The organism is Nonomuraea sp. NPDC026600 (assembly GCF_040638335.1).
In the GTDB taxonomy this organism is placed as follows: Bacteria; Actinomycetota; Actinomycetes; order Streptosporangiales; family Streptosporangiaceae; genus Nonomuraea.
Window position 1 is genome coordinate 245956 of record NZ_JBEZYD010000011.1, and the last position, 18991, is coordinate 264946.

The 18991-nt window shown below is 70.1% G+C and carries 20 protein-coding genes; 8 read left to right on the forward strand and 12 right to left on the reverse strand.

The features are described from left to right. The first annotated feature begins 62 nt into the window (after positions 1 to 62). From AB0F17_RS26560 to AB0F17_RS26570, 3 genes are all read left to right on the forward strand, one after another. On the forward strand, positions 63 to 137 hold the full coding sequence (locus AB0F17_RS26560) for a putative leader peptide (RefSeq protein ID WP_358027883.1): 75 nt from the start codon (positions 63 to 65) through the stop codon (positions 135 to 137). Between the two features lie 144 nt (positions 138 to 281). Then, on the forward strand, positions 282 to 1955 hold the full coding sequence (locus AB0F17_RS26565; protein ID WP_358027677.1) for an FAD/NAD(P)-binding protein: 1674 nt from the start codon (positions 282 to 284) through the stop codon (positions 1953 to 1955). Further along, positions 1952 to 2602 (forward strand): hypothetical protein, encoded by a 651-nt coding sequence (locus AB0F17_RS26570; RefSeq protein WP_358027679.1) that lies wholly within the window; start codon positions 1952 to 1954, stop codon positions 2600 to 2602. The genes AB0F17_RS26565 and AB0F17_RS26570 overlap by 4 nt, the downstream gene beginning before the upstream one ends. Here AB0F17_RS26570 and AB0F17_RS26575 read toward each other — a convergent pair. The 8 genes from AB0F17_RS26575 to AB0F17_RS26610 are packed head-to-tail and all read right to left on the reverse strand — an operon-like array spanning position 2599 to position 9898. Further along, a complete protein-coding gene (locus AB0F17_RS26575; RefSeq protein WP_358027682.1) occupies positions 2599 to 3618 on the reverse strand; it encodes an LLM class flavin-dependent oxidoreductase in 1020 nt (339 codons plus the stop codon). The two genes, AB0F17_RS26570 and AB0F17_RS26575, sit on opposite strands and share 4 nt — an antisense overlap. Positions 3619 to 3651: 33 nt before the next feature. Further along, positions 3652 to 4554: an ABC transporter substrate-binding protein gene (locus AB0F17_RS26580; protein ID WP_358027685.1), complete on the reverse strand. Its 903-nt coding sequence runs from the start codon at positions 4552 to 4554 to the stop codon at positions 3652 to 3654. Next, positions 4551 to 5654 carry an LLM class flavin-dependent oxidoreductase gene (locus tag AB0F17_RS26585; RefSeq protein ID WP_358027688.1) on the reverse strand — a complete coding sequence of 368 codons (1104 nt, stop codon included), beginning with the start codon at positions 5652 to 5654 and terminating at the stop codon, positions 4551 to 4553. The genes AB0F17_RS26580 and AB0F17_RS26585 overlap by 4 nt, the downstream gene beginning before the upstream one ends. Then, positions 5644 to 6423, reverse strand: a complete 780-nt coding sequence (locus AB0F17_RS26590; protein WP_358027690.1) for an LLM class flavin-dependent oxidoreductase — start codon at positions 6421 to 6423, stop codon at positions 5644 to 5646. The genes AB0F17_RS26585 and AB0F17_RS26590 overlap by 11 nt, the downstream gene beginning before the upstream one ends. Continuing rightward, positions 6420 to 7130: an ABC transporter ATP-binding protein gene (locus AB0F17_RS26595; RefSeq protein WP_358027693.1), complete on the reverse strand. Its 711-nt coding sequence runs from the start codon at positions 7128 to 7130 to the stop codon at positions 6420 to 6422. The genes AB0F17_RS26590 and AB0F17_RS26595 overlap by 4 nt, the downstream gene beginning before the upstream one ends. Continuing rightward, the gene (locus AB0F17_RS26600; protein ID WP_358027695.1) at positions 7127 to 7948 is read right to left on the reverse strand and encodes an ABC transporter permease subunit; all 822 of its coding nucleotides are present in this window, start codon (positions 7946 to 7948) and stop codon (positions 7127 to 7129) included. Before AB0F17_RS26600 ends, AB0F17_RS26595 begins: the two co-directional genes overlap by 4 nt. Continuing rightward, positions 7945 to 8931 carry an ABC transporter substrate-binding protein gene (locus AB0F17_RS26605; RefSeq protein ID WP_358027698.1) on the reverse strand — a complete coding sequence of 329 codons (987 nt, stop codon included), beginning with the start codon at positions 8929 to 8931 and terminating at the stop codon, positions 7945 to 7947. The genes AB0F17_RS26600 and AB0F17_RS26605 overlap by 4 nt, the downstream gene beginning before the upstream one ends. Further along, entirely contained in the window at positions 8924 to 9898 is a 975-nt protein-coding gene (locus AB0F17_RS26610; protein WP_358027701.1) for an ABC transporter substrate-binding protein, read from the reverse strand. Before AB0F17_RS26610 ends, AB0F17_RS26605 begins: the two co-directional genes overlap by 8 nt. Positions 9899 to 10024: 126 nt before the next feature. Here AB0F17_RS26610 and AB0F17_RS26615 point away from each other — a divergent pair, with 126 nt between their 5' ends. Continuing rightward, positions 10025 to 10798 carry an IclR family transcriptional regulator gene (locus AB0F17_RS26615; protein ID WP_358027704.1) on the forward strand — a complete coding sequence of 258 codons (774 nt, stop codon included), beginning with the start codon at positions 10025 to 10027 and terminating at the stop codon, positions 10796 to 10798. A gap of 116 nt (positions 10799 to 10914) precedes the next feature. On the opposite strand, the gene AB0F17_RS26620 is transcribed toward AB0F17_RS26615, so the two are convergent. Beyond that, a complete protein-coding gene (locus tag AB0F17_RS26620) occupies positions 10915 to 12303 on the reverse strand; it encodes an MFS transporter (RefSeq protein ID WP_358027707.1) in 1389 nt (462 codons plus the stop codon). A 140-nt stretch (positions 12304 to 12443) separates the two neighbouring features. Between AB0F17_RS26620 and AB0F17_RS26625 the strand changes: the two genes are divergently transcribed. After that, positions 12444 to 13436, forward strand: a complete 993-nt coding sequence (locus tag AB0F17_RS26625) for a WYL domain-containing protein (RefSeq protein WP_358027709.1) — start codon at positions 12444 to 12446, stop codon at positions 13434 to 13436. Between the two features lie 181 nt (positions 13437 to 13617). Here AB0F17_RS26625 and AB0F17_RS26630 read toward each other — a convergent pair whose 3' ends face one another. Together AB0F17_RS26630 and AB0F17_RS26635 are read right to left on the reverse strand one after the other, a co-directional pair. Beyond that, positions 13618 to 13812 carry a DUF1737 domain-containing protein gene (locus tag AB0F17_RS26630; protein WP_358027712.1) on the reverse strand — a complete coding sequence of 65 codons (195 nt, stop codon included), beginning with the start codon at positions 13810 to 13812 and terminating at the stop codon, positions 13618 to 13620. An 83-nt stretch (positions 13813 to 13895) separates the two neighbouring features. Then, positions 13896 to 14441 (reverse strand): alpha/beta fold hydrolase, encoded by a 546-nt coding sequence (locus tag AB0F17_RS26635; RefSeq protein ID WP_358027715.1) that lies wholly within the window; start codon positions 14439 to 14441, stop codon positions 13896 to 13898. 80 nt (positions 14442 to 14521) lie between these two features. On the opposite strand from AB0F17_RS26635, the gene AB0F17_RS26640 reads away from it, so the two are divergent. Further along, on the forward strand, positions 14522 to 15019 hold the full coding sequence (locus tag AB0F17_RS26640; RefSeq protein ID WP_358027718.1) for an Lrp/AsnC family transcriptional regulator: 498 nt from the start codon (positions 14522 to 14524) through the stop codon (positions 15017 to 15019). A 61-nt stretch (positions 15020 to 15080) separates the two neighbouring features. On the opposite strand, the gene AB0F17_RS26645 is transcribed toward AB0F17_RS26640, so the two are convergent. Then, entirely contained in the window at positions 15081 to 16139 is a 1059-nt protein-coding gene (locus AB0F17_RS26645; protein ID WP_358027721.1) for an LLM class flavin-dependent oxidoreductase, read from the reverse strand. 192 nt (positions 16140 to 16331) lie between these two features. On the opposite strand from AB0F17_RS26645, the gene AB0F17_RS26650 reads away from it, so the two are divergent. Together AB0F17_RS26650 and AB0F17_RS26655 are read left to right on the forward strand one after the other, a co-directional pair. Continuing rightward, complete coding sequence (locus AB0F17_RS26650; RefSeq protein ID WP_358027724.1) at positions 16332 to 18047, forward strand: ABC transporter substrate-binding protein; 1716 nt, start codon at positions 16332 to 16334, stop codon at positions 18045 to 18047. Continuing rightward, complete coding sequence (locus tag AB0F17_RS26655; protein WP_358027726.1) at positions 18044 to 18988, forward strand: ABC transporter permease; 945 nt, start codon at positions 18044 to 18046, stop codon at positions 18986 to 18988. The genes AB0F17_RS26650 and AB0F17_RS26655 overlap by 4 nt, the downstream gene beginning before the upstream one ends. Positions 18989 to 18991 lie beyond the last annotated feature (3 nt).

An 18991-nucleotide genomic window follows, 5' to 3' on the forward strand; every position in this document is an offset into this window, starting at 1 on the left:
GTGGCAGGCTAATTTCATGTATATCAAGTAGGCAATAGAGATTATGTGGTAGCTTCATGTTCATGATCCACAGCCTCCTCCTGACGACCCGCCGGCACGTGGACTTCGCCCGCGTCGCCAGCGCGCAGTGTCGCTGACCGCCTCACCCGGACGCATCCTGGCGGCATCTCCGGCAGGGCAGGCCGTCTTGATCGATCCGGGCGCGGACTCCGGTGTGCGTTCTTCCCGGCGTCCGACGACCTGAGTGGCAGCGGGAACCGACATATGCGGGGAGGACGCGCATGAGCGCGGTCGTGGTGGTCGGCGCGGGTCCGGCCGGAACGTGCCTGATGGAGCGGATCTGCGCCAACGCCGCGCGGATCGGCCGGGGCGGTGTGCTGGACCTGCACATCGTGGACCCGTATCCGCCGGGTGCGGGCCGCCAATGGCGGAACGGGCAGCCCGACGCGCTGAAAGCCGACTCGGCGACCGAGGAGCTCACCGTCTTCCCCGATGGCGCGGGTCCGTCGCTGGCGGACCGGCTCGGCGGCGGGTCCGGGCACTCCGCCTCGCGGTCCCAGGTGGGCGGGTATCTGGCGGCCGCGTTCGAGCGCACGGTACGCCTCGCGCCCGGCGATGTCCGGGTGCGCGTGCACGAGGCCATGGCGGTCGGCCTCACCGAGTCGGCGGGACGGCAACGGGTGGCGCTGTCCACCGGCGGGTCGCTGGAGGCCGACGCGGTGGTGCTGGCACACGGGCAGCCCGAGGTGCCGCCCGCGACGGCGGAGACGGCGGAGATCGCCTTCGCCGCCCGGCACGGGCTGGCCTACCTGCCCGCCGGTCATGCCGCCGACCTCGATCCGGACGTCGTCCCGGCCGGTCAGCGGGTGCTGGCGCGCGGCACGGGGCGGGCGTTCGCCGACCTGGTGGCGCTGCTCACCGTCGGGCGCGGCGGACGGTTCATCGAGGGAGACCGGGGTGAGCCGGTCTACCTGCCGAGCGGCCACGAGCCGCTGCTGCACGTGGGCTCGCGACGCGGCGTGCCGCACCACGCCCGGCCCGGCTACCGCCTCGCGGGCCCGCCTCCCGGCCTGGAACGGCTCCCGGCCAGCGGTGGGCAGGACGCGGCCAAGAGGCTGGCGTACGCGTACTATCACGAGCTGTTCACCCGGCAGCCAAGCCGCACCCGGACGACGTGGACCGCGTTCGAGAGCGCCTTCGAGGCGGCCGAGTGGGGCGGCAAGGAGATGCGCGCCCTGGTCACCAAGTCCGTGCCGCGCTTCGCCGACCGCCTGCGCCTCGACCGGCTGGAACGCCCGCTGCACGGCATGCGCTTCGGCGACCTCGCCGGTCTGCAGCGGTGGATGCACGGCTACCTCGCGGCCGACCTGGAGCGCAGCGCCGACCCGGCCTTCAGCGCCGACCTGGCGATGATCCACTGGCTGCTCTCCGCGCGCACCACCCTGGCGGACGACCCCTGGGTTCAGGGGCTGGTCGGCCTGCTCGCCGGTGGCCCGTCACTCGCCCGCCAGGCCGAACTGCGCGCGCTCGCCCGGGCGGGCATCGTCACCTTCCTGGGCGCCGACCTGCGCATCCACCAGGATGAGAAGTCCGGAACGTGGCGCGCGACCAGCCCCACCGTGCCCGGCTCCACCGCGGCGCGAACGCTTCTCGAGGCCCGGCGGCCCGTGCCCAGCGTGCGCCGCGGCTCCGACCCCCTGATCGCCGGGCTGTACGCCACGGGCGAGTGCCGGGAGACGGCGGGCCTGCTGGACGTGCGTCTCCCGGACCGCCGGCTGGTGACCCGGACCGGAGCCGCGCACGACCGCCGGTTCGCCCTCGGCTCCTGGACCGTCGGTGGCGCTCCCGGTTTCGACCGCCCCGGCGGGCCGGGGCAACTGCTGCGACAGGCCGACGCGCTGGCCCGCACCGTGCTGGCCCAGGTCGCCGGATCCTGGCTGCACGCCGCCGCATGACCGACACCAACGCGGCCACCTGCCCGCCGGAGTCGACCAGAAGCTTCGACCCCGCCGGACGCCGGGTGATGATCGTCTGCGCCGCCGGCGGATTCACCACCTTGCTCGACCAATCCGTGCTGAACATCGCCATCCCGGCGCTGCGCGACTCGCTGCACGCGGACGTCACGCAGGTGCAGTGGATGGTGGCCGGATACTCCCTGGCCTTCGGCCTCGCGCTGTCGGCCTGTGCCATGCTGGCCGGCGGCCTCGTCGCTCTGCTCGCCCCTCGGGCCGGCCAGCCCCTGCTGCTGGGGGTGTGCGCCATGTGCGCCGGCGCCGCCTCCGGGCTGGTCATCTCGCCGCTCCAGGCGTCGGTGCTCCAGCACGCGCCGACGGAGGCGGCCGGAGTGGCGGGCGGCATCCTCCAGATGGCGCAGCGCATCTCGGCCGCGATCTGCGTCTCGGCGGTGTCGGGCGTCTACCTGAACGCTTCCGAGGCCGGCGGGTACGGCCCGGCGTACTTGCACGCGGCGCTCGCCTGCGCGGGCGTAGCCGCCGCCGCGATGGTCGTCTCGCTCCTCGGGATCCGGACGGCCGCAGCAGCGAGAAGGAAGGTGACCCGGGGCGAACTCCCGGACCGTGCGACACCGCCACCCGCTGGCTAGGGACGGGGCCGCCAGCCCAGCTCAGGGCCGAGGCGGGTGGCGATGTCGGTGAGGATCTGCACGTAGTCCTCATGCTCGAACGTGAACGGCAGCGCGAACGCGACCTCGTCGATCTCCTGGAAGGCGGCGTGGGCGTAGAGCCGTTCGGCGATCTCGGCGGAGTCGCCGACGAGATCGGCCGCGAACATCATCCGCGCCGGTCCCTGGGGTGCGGCGGTCCTGGGCGTGCGCTTTTCGGCGTACTCCTTGTACCTGGCGCGCTGCTCGGAGGAGGCGCTGTCAGTGGGGATGACCACGAGTCCCTGGGAGACCCGGGCACGGTCGCCGTCGGGGTGGTGCGCGCGGAACTCCCGTATGTGGGAGAGCTGGATCTCGGCGAAATCCTCGGACTTCTCCGCCTTCACGACGCTGCTGGTCAGGAAGTTCATGGCGTTCTCGCCCGCCCATTGGGCCGAGCGCAGGCTGCCGCCGCCGTACCACATCCGGCTGCCGAGGCCGGGGGAGTGAGGCTGGACCCGGTGGGAGAAGACCTCGAAGCCCTCGACCCCGCTGAAGTCGGTGGCCGGTTCGCCGCGGACGAAGCTCAGCAGCCGCCGCACGCGTTCGTAGCCGAAGTCCTCAAGATCGCCGGTGTCGGGGTAGAGCGCGTCCTTGACCTGGTCGTAGCGCATCGGCGGGCCGACGCTGACGCCCGGGTTGAGCCGGCCTCCGGACAGGACGTCCACCGTCGCCAGGTCCTCGGCAAGACGCAGCGGATTCTCCCAGCCCACGGGGATGACCGCGGTGCCCAGCTCGATGCGGCTGGTCCGCTGTGAGGCCGCCGCCAGCACGGCGACCGGGGAGGAGATGCCGTACTGCAGATGGCGGTGCCGCACCCACGCGCTGTCGAAACCCAGCCGCTCACCCAGCTCGATGACGCCGAGCGTCGACTCGTGGCCGCGGCCGGGATCAGCCTCGTCGAACAGCCCGATCGTCAGGAAACCCAGCTTGCGCAATGGTTGCGAGGGCAGCGGCATATGCATGACTCCTTCGGCTACGATCCGGAAAAATCAGGATATTGCGACGTCCGGTCGGCCGGTCCGCAGGACGATTTCGCCGATCTCGGGGAGTACGGCGTCCGCCACGGTGATCTTGCGCTGGATCAGCCCGTTGGCGTGGAACAGGTCGGCGGCGTGCTGCTGCTCGGCGACGAACTCCTCGCTCACCGGATGCAGGCCCCACGGCCGGGTGCGCAGCGCGTGCTCCCACGCGTCGAGGTCGCCGTCGAACAGGGCCGCCGCCTCGCGCGGGTGTTCCCCGGTCCACCGGTCGGCCCGCTGCAGCGCGGCGACGATCCTGGCCAGCTCCTCGGGCCGCTCCCGCGCGAAGTCGCGGCGGGTGAACCACAGTGAGCGGTGGCTGAACAGCCCGTCCGTCTCCACGAGGGTCCTGGTGCGCGATTCGACCGGCGTCAGGTGGGGATAGGAGCCCACCCAGGCGTCCACCTCGCCGTTGACCAGCAGTTCGGCGGCGTTGCCGTAGGCGTCGACGGGGACGATGTCACCCCAGCCGAGCCCGGCCCGCTCCAGTGCCAGCAACAGCAGGGTGGTCTGCCACGAGCCGTGGCCGAGCGCGACCCTCTTGCCCTTCAGCTCCTCCACCGAGCCGATCGGCGAGTCCTCCCGGACCACCAGGCGGCCGTTCTCGACGCGCGGCCCGGAGATCGCCACGTACACGATGTCGTGCCCCCTGGCCTGGGCGGTGACCGGGGGAGTGGAGCCGGTGCCGATGAAGTCGTACCCGCCGTCGAACAGGTGGTCGCCGTGCGCGGACGGGAGGGCTCTGGTGGGATCGACCCGCTCGCCCCGGCCCAGGGTGTTCAGGTCCACCCACTCCACATCGGGCAGCAGGTCGCGGTGGCGGGCCACCCACAGGGTGTTGTTCTGCGGGAAGAATCCGACTCGGGTGGTCATGAGGTGCGTCCTTTCAGGAGCGGCAACACGTGGCGGCCCACACGGCGGGCCTCTTCGAGGTGGGGGATCCCGGCCAGGATGAAGGCGTCCACGCCGAGGTCGAGGAGCTGGTCGAGGCGTTCGGCCACCTGGTGGTAGTCGCCGACCAGACCGAAGGCGGGGCCGTCGCGGAGCGCGCTGAATCCGCCCCACACGTTCGGTGCGACCTCCAGGCCGCGGTAGTCGTCACCCGCCTCGCCGAGGAAGGAGCGGCTGCGCCGCACACCGACCGAGTCGCCCCGCCCGGCGGGGCCCTCCTCGGCGGCGCGGGCCTGCCAGCCCTGCCTGATCTCCTCCCACGCCTCCTCCTCGCTCTCGCGGGCGAGCAGGTCCACGCGTACGGCGAACCGGGGCGGGGTGTCGCTGTGCGCGCGCACGGCGTCGAACTTCTCCGCCAGCGCCTCGAACGGCTCCAGCCACGACAGGTAGTAGTCGGCGTGCCGGCCGGCGGCGTCGATGGCGGCGGGGGAGGAACCGGAGAAGAAGATCTCCGGGAACGGCTGCCCCGCCAGTTCCTCGGGCAGTCCCGCGTCCTCGACCTGGTAGAAGCGGCCATGGTGAGTGTGGCCACCCGCCCAGACGCCCTTGAGCACGTCCAGGAACTCGGAGGTACGGGCGTAGCGGTCGTCGTGGTCCACCTTGTCGCCCCACCACAGCTGCGCGGGACCACCGCCGCCGGATATGACGTTGTAGACGATCCGGCCGCCGGTCGTCCGCTGGAGCGTGGCCGTCATCCGGGCGGCCTGGACCGGATGCAGGAAGCCCGGCTGGAAGGCGACCATGAACCGGTAGGACGTGGTCTCGCGGGCCAGCGTCGCGGCGGCCGCCCATGGGTCGTCGGTGTGCGGGAAGTTCGGCAGCAGCCCGCCGACGAAGCCCGACTCCTCGGCGGCCCTGGCCACCTCGGCCATGTAGTCGGCGTGGCTGTAGCCGTCGTCCAGGCCGTCTCGCGTGCCGGGCGCGGTGCCGTCGGGGGTGAAGCCGCCGCGGCTGCGGACCCGGCGGCGCAACGAAGGCTGGTCGCCCTCCATGTGGATGCGCCAGTAGATGTCAACCGGCAAGAGCCCGCTCCTTCACGTACTCGCCGAGGCGGTAGACGTCCTCGGTCTGAACGAAGAACTCGGTGACACCCCGCGCGGCGTACTCGCCGACGGCGTCGAGGGAGGCCAGGCGCAGGCCGTACCGCAGACCCGGCAACTCGGGGATCAGCGTGCCCAGATCGTCGCCGGCGGAGAAGACGTGCACGTCCGCGTGGCGCCGTGACAGGGCCAGAGCCTGCGGCGAGGTCCCCGACAGGTACACCTCCGGGAAGGGTGGCGCCGACAGCGGCGGCGCGAAGCCACCCGCCGCCACCTCGTAGAAGTCGCCACGGAAGTCGAAGGTGCCCTGCCAGACGCCCTTGGCGACGGTCAGGAACTCCGCCGCGCGGGCGTAACGGTCGTCGCCGGTCAGGAAGTCGCCCTGCGCCCTGGCCACGGCCGGGTCCAGGTCCACCGCCACCTGCCAGCCGAGCCGGCCGGCGGCGAAGCGCTGCAGGGAGGCCGAGAGCTTGGCCGCGTAGACGGGCGTGGCGACGCCGGGGTGGAACTCGGCGACGACGCGCAGGTGGCGGGTGCGGCGCAGGACGTTCGCCGCGACGGTCAGCGACTCCTGCCCGCCGGGGTCGAAGGGCACCAGCGCGCCGGCGAGCCCGGCCAGGTCGGCGGCCACGGCGGTCCGCCCGGCCGGGTCGGCGAGTGCGGGGCGCACGTCGCTGAGGAAGGCGGGCAACTCCGCGCGGACGGGGCTCCTCGTGGGCAGGATCACATGGAAGCGGATTCGCGTCGTCACGGCGCCGCTCCGGCGTGCGTCTCCACGCCCAGGTCGGCCAGGAGCCTGCGGCGCAGCTCGACGAACTCCTGGTCGGTGCGGTCGCGCGGCCGATCCAGGGGCACGGTCAGGTCGGTGACGAACCGGCCTTCGCGCAGCACCGCGATCCGGTCGGCGAGCAGGATCGCCTCCTCGACGTCATGGGTGACCAGCACCACGGCAGGGCGGTGCCGGGCGCACAGCTCGGCGATCAGGTCCTGCATGTGCAGCCGGGTCAGCGCGTCGAGTGCGGCGAACGGCTCATCGAGCAGGAGCAGCTCCGGCTCGCGTACCAGGGCCCTGGCCAGCGCCACCCGCTGGGCCTCACCCCCTGACAGCGTCGCGGGCCAGGCGCCGGCGTGTCCGCTCAGCCCCACCTCGGCCAGCGCCGCCAGCCCTTTGGCCCGGGCGGCGCGGCCCTGCCCGATGATCACGTTGGCGAGGGCGCGCTTGGAGGGGACGAGCCGCGGCTCCTGGAAGACCACCGTGCGCACCGGCGGCACCAGCACACTTCCGCCGGTCGCGGCATCCAGACCGGCGAGAATGCGCAGCAGCGTGGTCTTGCCGGTGCCGCTCGCGCCGAGCAGCGCCAGGAACTCCCCGCGCCGCACCTCCAGGTCCACCCCGTCCAGCACGGCGCGGTCGCCGAAGACCTTGCGCAGTCCCGTCGTGCGTACGGCCAGGCTCATCGCAGCGTCACCGCCTTGCGCCAGGGCATCGTGACCCGTTCGGCCAGCCGCAGCGCCAGGTCGGCCAGCAGCCCGATCACGGCGTACAGCAGCACGCACAGCGCCAGGATGTCGGTGCGCAGATAGTCGGTGGCCCTGGCCATGAGGTAGCCGAGCCCGGCCGTCACGTTGATCTCCTCGGCGGCGATGAGCGCGATCACGCTCAGCGTGGTGGACAGGCGCAGCCCGGCGAAGATCGACGGCAGCGCGCCGGGCAGCACCACCTCGCGGGCGAGCGCCAGGCGGCCGAGCCCGAACGAGCGGGCCGCCTCGACGACCTTGCGGTCCACGTTGCGCACGCCGCTGGAGACATTGACGTACATGGGGAACGTGCAGGCCACCCCGATCAGCAAGATCTTGGACGCCTCCTCGATACCGAACCAGACGATGAACAGCGAGGTCAACGCCAGGAACGGGATGGCGCGCAGCGCCTGCATCGAGGAGTCCACCAGCTCCTCGCCCAGCCGGGTGAACCCGGAGACGACACCGAGCAGCAGCCCGGTGGACGCGCCCAGCACCAGGCCGAGGCCCGCCCTGGTGACCGACACGCGCAGCGCCTCCTGCAACTGGCCGTCCGCCCACAGCTCGCCGAAGGTCGCGACGACGTCCTGGGGGCCGGCGAGCACGTCCTTGGTGAGCGCGCCCGACGTTGTGGCCGCGTACCAGGCCGCGAGCAGGAGCACGGGGCCGATGATCCGCAGCGCGAACGTCAGCCCGGGCGGCCGCCCGGCGGTGCGGGGCGGGTTCGGCGCGACGAGCCCTTCGACGGTCGTGCTCATTGCTTCGTGTTCCCGAGTGTCGTCACGTCCACGACGTGCTGGGAGACGTCCAGCGGCGCGGTGAGCACCTTCTGGTCGAGAAAGAACTTCGCCACGTCCTGATATTTCGCGATCTCGAGGGCGGTGACCGGCTGAGCGGGCTTGCCCTTCTTCTGGATGTCCACCACCAGGTCCTTCTGCGCGCCCTGTACGGCCTGCGGGCCCGCCTGGGTGAAGACGTTCAGGTACGCGGCCGGATCGGCGATCTCCTTGGCGCTGCCCTCGCGGATGAACGCGAACAGGGCCTTGACGACCTCCGGGTGCTGGTCGAGGAGCTTGTTCGCGGCCACGTAGATCACGTAGTTGTCGGACTTGATCGCCTCGCCGCCGGCCAGGATCCGGGCGTCCAGCTCAGTGACGGCGGGGATGAGGAACGTGGAGAACGTCGACCACGCGTCCACCTTGCCCGAGCCGAACACCGGCGCGGTCTGCGGCGGCGGCAGGTAGACGCGCTTGACCTTGTCCACCGGGACCTTGAACGTCTGCAGCGCCTTGAGCAGCAGGTACTCGCTGGTGCCGCCATGGCCGACGGCCACGCTGTGCCCGGCCAGGTCCGCGACCGACTTGATCGGCGAGCCCGTCTTGACCACGATCCCCTCGCCCGCCAGATCGGGCGGCACGGTGGCGAAGATCTTGAAGCTGGGTTTGACGGCCAGGGCGGTGACCCCGGAGGTGATCGAGCCGGTGGCGACGTCGAGCGAGCCGGCGTTGATCGCCTGGGCGGCCGGGGCGAACACGGAGAAGTCGCCGGCCCACTTGATCTTCGCGTTGACCTTGGCCAGCGCGGCGTCCAGGCTGCCGTCCTTCTTCGCGACGGCCAGGAAGCCGCTGTTGCCGGGGTCCGCCATCCTGACGACGACCTGCTCCCGCGCGCCGGTGGTCGTGGTGCCGCCGCAGGCCGCTGTCAGCAGGACAAGGGGGACGGCGAGCAGCAGCTTACGCATGGGTGACTCCTTGCAAAGGGGTGTGATCGGCCCAGGCCGCGACGTCCACGGGTGATTCGAGGAAGCCGTGGCCGCGCAGGAAGCGCTCCTGCTCGGCCAGCAGGTCGAGACGTTCGGGGGAGAGGTCGAGGTGGAGTGAGGCGCCGGGGACGTAGGCGGCGGTCACGCCCGCCGCGCCCGCGCCGGTCTCGGCGCCGAGGATCCTGGCCACCTCCGCCGGATGTTCCGTGGCCCAGTCGGCGGCGCGCAGCAGGACGCCCAGGAAACGGGCGACCACGTCGGGACGCTCGTCCAGGAGCCGCTGGTGCACGGTGATCGGACGGGGGGTGCCGTTGTTGATCCTCGCCCGGCGCTCCGGTACGGCGTCCAGGTCGATGCCCACCTCCGCGCCATGACGCAGGGCGGCCTCGACGGCGAGCGCGCCCTTGACGTAGACCGCGTCCACGTCGCCGGCGGCCAGCGCGGCCAGTTCGGACTCCCACTGGCCACCGTCCGGCTCGGCCTCGACGTCGACCAGCTCCGCGTCGCCCAGGCCGAGCCCGGCCAGTGACAGCGCGCCGTGGAAGCCGTGCAGCGCCATGGCTCGCCAGAAGTCGATCGCGATGCGGTGCCGAGGTACGGCCAGGCGCAGACCTTTGAGCTGTTCGGGGCGCTCCAGACCCGTGCCGCCGCGCACCAGGACGGCCTGCCGCTCCTCGATCCAGGTGAGCCCGATGAGCCGGGTGGCCTCGCCATGGGAGCGCGCCCACAGCGCGGGCACGTTGCCGCCCTCGCGGAACAGGCCGGTCAGCGCGTGGGTGTAGTGCGTCTCGCGGGGGACGCCGGGCGCGTCGTCCTGCAGGGACCTGACCGCGATCCCGTCGGCGGCGAACTCCTCGGCCAGCCAGCCCTGGTCGGCCGCGATACCGGTCGCGGTCGGCACGGGACAGCGGGTGAACCAGAGGGTGTCGAGTGCGACTGTGGTCATGCGGAAGAGTTTGCTAGTAAATTGGTAGGAAATGCAAAGAATGTCCCGCGATGCGGGAAGATCTTTTCGCCGAAACGGCTCTCACCTGGGCTCGGCTCTCCCTACTCGGAACTCGGAGATTCCCGCATGGCAGCAGAAGGTGGCGTTCAGGCCGTACACAGGGCGATCGGCATGCTCGGCTGCTTCGGTGGCGGGGATCCCTCGCTCAGCCTGTCGGACCTGTCTCGCAGGATGGAGCTGCCCACCTCCACCACGCACCGCCTGGCCAGGACCCTGGCCGGGGCGGGCTTCCTCGAACAGGAGGCGCGGACCGGCCGCTACCGGCTCGGGCCGTCGATCACCGAGCTGGGGCAGCTCTCCTTCCACCGCCGCGGCCTGCACAGGATCGCGCCCGAACTCACCGAGCTGGTCCGCGTCACCTCCGCGACCGTGGACCTCGCCGTACGCAACGACAGGCACGCGGTCATCCTGAGCGGCGGCTCGCTCAACCCCGACAGCGGCGTCGGCCTGCGCCGCCCCTTGCACTCCACGGCGCTGGGCAAGGTGCTGCTGGCCTGGGCGCCGGAGGGCAGGGCGGACCTGGAGGCGCTCGGGCCGCTGCGGGCGCTGACCGGCCGCACGATCGTGGACCACGCCGAGCTCCGCGCCGAGCTGCGCAAGGTTCGCGAAGCCGGCTACGCGCTCAACGACGGGGAGTCCTACGACGGCATCCGGACGGTCGCGGTGCCGGTGCTCGACCGGCTCGATCACGTTCGCTACGCGCTCGCGGTGCGGTCCACCCCGCGCGTGATGAGCGACGCGCGGATCGGCTGGTTCGTCACGCACGCGCGGGCCTGCGCCCGGGCGCTGGAGGTACTGCTGCTCCCGCCCGCCGAACGCAGGCCGAGCGCGTCCGAGTGAGGTCGGCCGACGACGGGAGGTGTGGCTCCCAGCGCGTGCGACTGTGCCCGCCAGCCAACCGTTTTGTTGTAGCCGGACCCGCCTGGGCAGGTACGGAAATGCTCAGAGGCGACCTGTCACGCGCTGTGCGCGGCAGTGGCCGTCCGCGGAAGCGGCAGCATCAGGGCGGCGGCCAGCAGGTAGAACGCGATCTCGGCCGGGATGACTGCGGCAAAGGCGTTTCCGAACACGTCCAACGGCGATGCCCCCGCGACGGGGCTGTCCACGGCGGCGAAGAAGATGCTCCCGAGGGCGGCTATGCCGGCGGCACCGCCGATCTGATTCACCGTAGAGAGCACACCACCGGCGGCGCCGGCGTCCTCGCCCGGAACACCGGCAAGGACGACATTGACGAGGATCGGCGCAGCCAGACCTAGGCCGAGACCGCCGACGAACAAGGCCAGTGCGAGCATCCAGTAGCCAGGGTTCTGACCGTCACGGACGAGGAACCACAGCAGTGCCTGTGACACGGCCATAGCCAATGATCCGCTGATCAGCAGCGCCCGGCCCGCTTTGGCGGCCAACGCGACGCCGACACCGGAGGTGATGATCGACCCGATCGCGTAGGGAAGGATGACCAGCCCTGTTTGCCAGGCGGTGCGTCCGGTGCCAGCCTGCAGATAGATCGAGAGCGTCAGGAACAGAGCTGCGATGGCGCCGAAGAAGAACACCGAAGCCAGCAGTCCCGCGCTGAAGCTACGCGTCCGCAACAGCATCGGGTCCAGCACCGGTTGCCCACCGCGTCGTACGACTGAACGCTCGTAGAAAAGGAATCCGGCCAGGAGCAGCACGCCGGCGGCCATCAGCGCGAACCCCCACCACGGCCAGCCCCAGCCGTGTCCCTGCACGAGGGGGAGGAGCACCATGAACACGGCCAGAGTGGACATCACCGCGCCGACGATGTCCCACGCGGCTCGGTGTCGACTTGTGGATTCCGGCAGAACCCGGGACCCGAGGACGAGCGCGACGGCCGCGATCGGAACGTTCACCCAGAAGATGGTCCGCCAGCCGAGCCCGAACAGATCAGCGTCGACCAGGAAGCCTCCCAGCAGAGGTCCGGCTACCGCGGCCAGACCCTGGACGGCGCCGAAAGCGCCGAAGGCCTTGGCCATCCCCGCCGGATCGAACGAGGAACGGATGATCCCGAACACCTGCGGGACCATCAGACCACCGGCGAGACCCTGGAGGACACGGGTCGCGATCAGCGTCGTCGGCCCCGTCGCCAGGGCGCACGCGGCAGACGCGACGGCGAAGGCAGCCAGACTGGCCAAGAACACCCGGCGTCGGCCGTAGTCGTCGCCGATCCTTCCACCGGTGATCAATCCTGACCCCAGTGCGAGGACGTACCCGGCCAGCATCCACTGCAGCTGAGCCGGGCTCGCGTGGAGCTCGGCCGCGATCGCCGGTGTGGCCACCATGACGATCGTGGCGTCCAGTAGGTCCATGAATGAGGCGAACAGCACCACCAGCAGGGCGACACCGGACGCCTTGGCGACCGACGAACCTGGCTGGGGTGCTTGATGCGAGGTAGAGGGTGAGGTCATGCGCCATACCGTGACAGTGGTAGCGGACGCGGAATGTCCGCTACCCGCGAGACCATAGATCCATGGCCACCACGTCCTCGCGCCTCCTCCAACTGCTTTCCCTGCTCGGAGCCCGCCCGACCTGGTCCGGTCAGGACCTTGCCGACCGGTTCGGTGTCAGCACCCGTACCTTGCGTCGTGACGTGGAGAGCCTGCGCGAACTCGGCTATCCCATCCAGAGCATCATGGGCCCCGACGGTGGCTACCGCCTTGGCGCCGGCAGCACGCTTCCACCACTCCTGCTCGACCGCGAGCAGGCCATCGCCATTGCTGTCGCACTGCAGACCGCACCAGCCAGCGTGTCCGGCATCGACGATGCCGCCGCTCGTGCCCTGATCAGCATCAAACAGGTCATGCCCGCCCATCTGCGTGCCGAAGTCGACGCGATGCATCTGACCCCCATCCGCAATCTCTGGGAGTTCTCCGCACCACCCATCCCCTCGATCACCCTCAAGGCCGTCGGCAACGCCGTACGCAACGCTCACGAACTGCGGCTGGACTACCTCTCCACCGACGGACACCGGCCCCAATCGAACGAACCCGGCTTCACGCCGCCGCTCCAGGTCGAACCCCACCACCTGGTGATCTGGGCCGGGCGCTGGTACCTCGTCGCCTACGCCCGGGCCGACGACGCGTGGGGCATCTACCGCGTCGATCGCATCCACGCCTACGCACCTACCGGGATTCCCTTCCAGCGTCGCGAACTGCCCGAACCCAACGTGGCCCGCTACGTGATGACCAGCTACGACCGAGGGGACACGCCGGCCCAGTGGCAGTGCCTCGGCACCGCCTTGATGGAACTGCCGGCCGACGTCGTAGCCCGATGGGCACCCGGCGGATCCGTCATCGAGTACGTCACCCCCACCCAGGCCCGCATCACACTGGGCGCATGGTCCTGGGCCGGGATCGCAGGCCTGCTCGCCACCTTCGACGCCGACATCACCATCATCGAACCCGACGAGCTGAAAGACGCCTGCAGCGCCCTCGCCCGGCGCTACCAACAGGCCGTCGAGTAGACCTGCGCGCTGCCGCGGTCGCGGATGTACCGGGGCGGGCAGCAAGGCGCCCCGCACCTGAAGGTCACGCTGTCGGCGTTCTGCCGGACGGCGGTGACCTCCGCGTCCGTGCGGATCCAGCCGCCGGGCACCGCCTCCAGCAGCGCCCGGTGCAGGTCAGCGCGGGCACTTCAGGGGGTACTCAATCAGGGATCGTCATGGCTGCGGGTCGGACGAGCGCCTGACCCACGATCACGCGCGCACCGTCGAACGCCAGGGAAGGTGGGCCGTGCAGCTCGTAGCCGAGATCAAGCATTTCGCTGACTCTTCGGCAGAAAGCAGCGTCGTCGGGGCCGGTGAGGACACGGTATCTCGGGAGATCTTCGGCGTGGGTCATGCGGTGATCCTAGGAGCCAGGCGGCCGGGTGGCCGATGTGTGCTTAGTGGTCCGCGGCGGGATCGGAATCGGTGGGAGGCCGGTCAGGCACGACGCGTGCCGGCGGTGAATGCTGTGAGCAACGCGCGCCCGAAATCCCAGCTGCCGAGTCGGCCGGCGGAGTTGATGTGTCCGGCCGAACCGACGCTGACGTGGTCGAGTTGCCAGTCAGCGGTCAGGCGCAGCGCGACGTCTGGGGAGCAGTAGGGGTCGTCCTCGCTGGAAATGACCAAGCCTGGCACGTGAAGTGGTGTCACCTTCACCGCGGTGAAGGTGGAGGCAGCGGCCGGGAAGTTCGCTCCGGCATTGTCCGGTGGAGCCACCAGGAACACTCCGCGGATGTCCGGCCGACGCCGGGTGACCCAGCAGGTGGCGGCAAGACAGCCCAGGCTGTGGGCGACAAGCACCAGATCGGTCGGTGGGCTCTCCCCAACGGCTTTGTCGATCGCTTGGCACCAGTCGTCCAGATCCGGTTCGTCCCACGAGAGGGGGGAGATCCGTGAAGCGCAGGCTCCCCACTCGGCCTGCCAGATGCTCTGCCAATGGTCCTCATCCGACCCGTTGATGCCAGGGATGATCACATAGCGCATGAGCTTCTCGTTCCGTCGTCATCAGCGGTGCCGGCTTGTGCTCTGGGCGTCAGTATGTGCGAACGATCGAGTAGAGTCGCATGCTGCTGATGAACGGAAGGTCGATGACAGGCGAGACGTCGCTTTCATTGGATGCGGTCGACCAGGCGATCCTGGCCATCCTGCAAACCGAGGGGCGCCTTGGCGTCACCGAGATCGGCCGGCGGATCAACCTCTCGCAGCCGGCCGTGTCGGCGCGCATCAAGCGTCTGGAACAATCCGGGGTCATCACCGGATACCGCGCGGTGGTCGACCCCGCCCGGCTCGGTCTGAGCATCCATGCCGTGATCCGGCTGCGTGCCACCCATGCCCGCATCTCCGCGTCCCTTGACCACTTCGCAAAACTGCCCGAGGTCACCAACGTCTACCGGCTCACCGGCGAGGACTGCTTCCTCATCGATGTTCACGCCCCCAGCGCCGAACGCCTCGAAACCATCGTCGACAGCGTCGCCCGCTTCGGGCCCGTCATCACCTCACTGGTACTCCGAACCTACGAAACCAAGCCGATCACACCGCACCGCCCCGCTGGAGCGGCGTGACGCGGTGAGCCGGCCTCGGCGCTGATCGGCAGCCCGGCGCGGATCGCCGAGCGCTCTGGTCTCACCCTCGCAACAGCGGGAGAAGGTGATCGCCCTGACGCTTGATCTCCGGCAGGTAGGGAGTGTCGGAGAGCACGAAGTGGGTGACGCCGAGCGCCTGGTATTTGCGCAGCGACCTCGCCACGTCCTCGGCTGAGCCGACCAGCCAGGTGGTGCCCGCGCCGCCGCCGCCGAACCTGCCAGGCGCGGTGTAGAGGTTGTCGTCGAGCACCTCGCCCCGCGCGGCCAGGTCGAGCAGCCGCTGCTGGCCGACGGCGGCGTGCCGGTTCGGGTCGCGTGAGATGTCGCCTCTCGCCATCTCCGCCACCTTGGCCTCGGCGTCGGCCCAGGCCTGTTCGGTGGTGTCCCGCACCAGCGTGGTGATCCGCAGCCCGAACTCCAGCGGAGGGTGCTCGCGTCCGAGCTTCTCGCCGAGCTGCCTGAGCCGCTCGATCCGCTCGCCGACGCCGTTGAGCGGCTCGCCCCAGAAGAGCTGGACATCGGCCTCGGTGGCGGCCACCTGCTCGGCGGCTTCGGAGGCGCCGCCGAAGTAGAGCCGGGGATGCGGGCGTCCGTCCCGGGGGACCGGCCGCGGCACGACGGTGGAGCCGGTGACGCTGAAGTGCTCGCCGTGGTAGGTGACGTTCTCCTCGCTCCACAGCTTGCGCACGATCTGGATGAACTCCTTGGTACGGGCGTAGCGGTGGGCCTGGTCGCCTTCGCTGTCGCCGTACGCCGCCAGGTTGTCCTTACCCGACACGATGTTGATCAGCACCCGTCCGCCGGTCAGATGGTCCAGGGTGGCGGCGGCGGAGGCGAACTTGGCCGGGTGCCAGTAGCCCGGCCGGACCGCGATCAGCGGCTGGAACGTCGTCGTCCGCGCGGCCAGCGCGGCGGCGACCGTGAACGTGTCGGGCCGTCCCCAGCCGGCGCCGATGAGCGCCCCACCCCACCCGTGCTCCTCAAGAGCCTTGGCGTGGCCGGTCAGGGTCTCCAGGCTGTTGTGGTCCGTGACGGCGTCGTCGCCGCGGTGTCCGGGCTGCGCCTGGTTCGGGATGTACCAGAGGAACTGGAGGCTCATCAGACGGGTCCTTTCTGACCTGCGATCGAGATTACCCTTTAAAACCTACTGTTCATGTAGGTAAAGTGTAGATTGTGACGACGTTGCTTCGGTACTCCAGGCGCGAGATCGACTTCGCTTTCTTCGCCGGCGCGCTGTGTCGGCGCTGATCGGCTCTCTCACACCTTTCGCATCGAGCAACGAGGAAAGCGCATGTCAGACCTTCGCAGTTCCATCGAGCGCGCCGCTCCCCGGCGCAAGACGTGGCCCTGGGCCGCCGGTGCCGTCGCCGTCCTTCTCATCGCCGGGGGCGGGTTCGCCGTCACCCGCGGTGGCGACTCCGTCGGCGCGGCCGCCGGTGACGGCGGGCCCGTCCGCGGCGGCACGCTGCAGTTCGCGCTGATCGACTATCAGCGCAGCCCCGACCCGCAGTGGGGCACCAACTACGCCGAGTCGCTCATCGGCAACAACATCACCGACAAGCTGACCTGGCAGGACCCGAAGACCGGTGAGATCACGCCGTGGCTGGCGCAGTCGTGGGAGTACAACAAGGACCTGACCGACTTCACCTTCCACCTGCGCAAGGACGTCACGTTCAGCGACGGCAGCCCGTTCGACGCCGCAGTGGTCAAGGCCAACTTCGACCAGTACGTGCACGGCGACCAGAAGCTGGGCATCAACCCCAACGGCGCCGCCCTGCTGTCCGGCTACATCGAGACGCGGACCCCGGACGCCTACACCGCCGTCGTCCGCTTCAAGAAGCCGCTCGCGAGCTTCCTGCAAGCCTCTTCCTTCACCGCCAACGCGCAGCCCGGCTTCCTGTCGCTGTCGACGCTGCGGCTCAGCGCGAAGGAGCGCAACGACCCGAAGAAGGTGATCGGCACCGGTCCCTTCGTGTACGACTCGTGGGAGCAGCAGGTCAAGACTGTCCTGGTCCGGCGCAAGGGCTACACCTGGTCCCCGCCGGCGCTCAAGCACCAGGGCGAGGCGTACCTGGACAAGGTCGTGTTCAACACGATCCCGGAGGCCAGCGTCCGGACCGGCTCGCTGGCCTCCGGCGCGATCGACGCCACGCTGGACGTGGGCACCACGGACGAGAAGTCGCTGGCCGACCAGGGCTTCACGATCATCCACCGGGCCGTCTCCGGCACCGCCATCCTCTTCAACTTCAACTCCCAGCTGTTCCCGACCAACGACATCGCGGTGCGCAAGGCGATCCAGCTCGGCTGGGACCGTGAGGCGATCAAGAAGACGGTGCTCACCGACTCCTACTCCATCGCCACCTCGATCCTCGAACCGTCGGTCTCCGGGTACGCCGACTACAGCGGCTCGGTCCTGAAGTACGACCCCGACAAGGCCAAGCAGCTCCTCCAGGAGGCCGGCTGGAGCGAGGGCCCCGACGGGATCCGGGTCAAGGACGGCAAGAAGCTCGTGGTCAAGCTGCTCGGCATCAGCAACCTGGTGGTGAACAAGCCGGCCTACGAGTCGATCCAGCAGGACCTGAAGAAGATCGGCATCGACCTGCAGCTCACCGTCGTCCCCATCCCGGACTACACGGCCAACCTGGCCAAGGCGAAGACCGACTGGAACGTCACCGCGTCCAACCGCTCGCGTAACGACCCCGCCGTCCTCAACCTCCAGTACAGCCCGCTGCTCGGCAACGTCACCTACCTCGCCAAGGAGTCCACCGGGGTCGACGTGGACGAGGTCACCCAGACCGTGGGCAAGCTCGACCAGACGCTCGACCCCGCCGCGCGCAAGCAGTACGCCAAGGCGGCGCAGGACCTCCTGCTCGACAAGTACGCGCTGGTCAACCCGGTCTACAACCCGTCGCAGGTGATCGCCCACGCGAGCTACGTCCACGGGATCGTCTTCGACGCCCAGTCCCGCAACCACTTCGTGGACGCGTGGAAGAGCAACGGGAAGTGACGCGTTACCTGGCGCTGAAGGTCGGCCGGGCCACGTTCGTGGTCTGGGCCGCCTTCACCCTGACCTTCGTCCTGCTGTTCGTGCTGCCGGCCGACCCGGCCGATCTGCTCTTCGACCCCGCCGAGATCAACAGCATTCCGCCGGAGGTCCGTGAGCAGGTGGCGGCGAATTACGGCTTCGACAAGCCGGTGCTCCTGCAGTACTTCGACCGGCTGGGACACGCGCTGACCGGCGACTTCGGCGACTCGGTGCAGTCGGGACGGCCGGTCACCGACACGATCCTGGACGCGCTGCCGAGCACTCTCGTCCTCGCGTCCGGCGCTCTGGTGCTGGCACTGCTCATCGCCTTCGTGATCGCGCTCGTGACGACCTCGACCCGCCGTCCATGGGTGCGCAACCTGGTCGAGGCCCTGCCGTCGGGCGCGGTCTCGGTGCCGGTCTTCCTGTCCGGCATCCTGATGCTGCAGATCTTCTCCTTCAGGCTGGGCTGGTTCCCGGCCTTCGGCGACCGCGGCGCGAGCAGCATCGTCCTGCCATTGGTCACGCTGGCCGTCCCGGTGTCGGGTCCGATCGCGCAGCTCCTCGTCCGCAGCTTCGCCACCGAGTTCCGCTCCGGCTACGTCACGACGAGCTATGCGAAGGGCGCCACGCGCAACGGCATCATCATCCGCGACGTCTTCCGCAACGCCAGTCTGCCGGCGCTCACCATCGCCGGCATCACGTTCGGCAACCTGATCGCCGGCTCGGTCATCACCGAGACCGTCTTCGCCCGCAAAGGCATCGGCCGGCTGACCCAGGCCGCGATCAACACGCTGGACGTCCCGCTGGTGCAGGGGATCGTCGTGCTGGTGGCGGCCAGCTTCGCGCTGATCAACCTGATCGTCGACCTGATCTACCCGCTGCTGGATCCGCGGCTGCGGGCCACGCTCGCCGTCGCCTGAGGA

Coding starts and splice junctions, on each gene's coding strand:
- AB0F17_RS26595 (WP_358027693.1), bottom strand. CDS start 7,130: ATGAGCCTGGCCGTACGCACGACGGGACTGCGCAAGGTCTTCGGCGAC.
- AB0F17_RS26635 (WP_358027715.1), bottom strand. CDS start 14,441: ATGCGCTATGTGATCATCCCTGGCATCAACGGGTCGGATGAGGACCAT.
- AB0F17_RS26570 (WP_358027679.1), top strand. CDS start 1,952: ATGACCGACACCAACGCGGCCACCTGCCCGCCGGAGTCGACCAGAAGC.
- AB0F17_RS26640 (WP_358027718.1), top strand. CDS start 14,522: ATGCTGCTGATGAACGGAAGGTCGATGACAGGCGAGACGTCGCTTTCA.
- AB0F17_RS26600 (WP_358027695.1), bottom strand. CDS start 7,948: ATGAGCACGACCGTCGAAGGGCTCGTCGCGCCGAACCCGCCCCGCACC.
- AB0F17_RS26650 (WP_358027724.1), top strand. CDS start 16,332: ATGTCAGACCTTCGCAGTTCCATCGAGCGCGCCGCTCCCCGGCGCAAG.
- AB0F17_RS26615 (WP_358027704.1), top strand. CDS start 10,025: ATGGCAGCAGAAGGTGGCGTTCAGGCCGTACACAGGGCGATCGGCATG.
- AB0F17_RS26610 (WP_358027701.1), bottom strand. CDS start 9,898: ATGACCACAGTCGCACTCGACACCCTCTGGTTCACCCGCTGTCCCGTG.
- AB0F17_RS26630 (WP_358027712.1), bottom strand. CDS start 13,812: ATGACCCACGCCGAAGATCTCCCGAGATACCGTGTCCTCACCGGCCCC.
- AB0F17_RS26580 (WP_358027685.1), bottom strand. CDS start 4,554: ATGACCACCCGAGTCGGATTCTTCCCGCAGAACAACACCCTGTGGGTG.
- AB0F17_RS26565 (WP_358027677.1), top strand. CDS start 282: ATGAGCGCGGTCGTGGTGGTCGGCGCGGGTCCGGCCGGAACGTGCCTG.
- AB0F17_RS26645 (WP_358027721.1), bottom strand. CDS start 16,139: ATGAGCCTCCAGTTCCTCTGGTACATCCCGAACCAGGCGCAGCCCGGA.
- AB0F17_RS26575 (WP_358027682.1), bottom strand. CDS start 3,618: ATGCCGCTGCCCTCGCAACCATTGCGCAAGCTGGGTTTCCTGACGATC.
- AB0F17_RS26605 (WP_358027698.1), bottom strand. CDS start 8,931: ATGCGTAAGCTGCTGCTCGCCGTCCCCCTTGTCCTGCTGACAGCGGCC.
- AB0F17_RS26625 (WP_358027709.1), top strand. CDS start 12,444: ATGGCCACCACGTCCTCGCGCCTCCTCCAACTGCTTTCCCTGCTCGGA.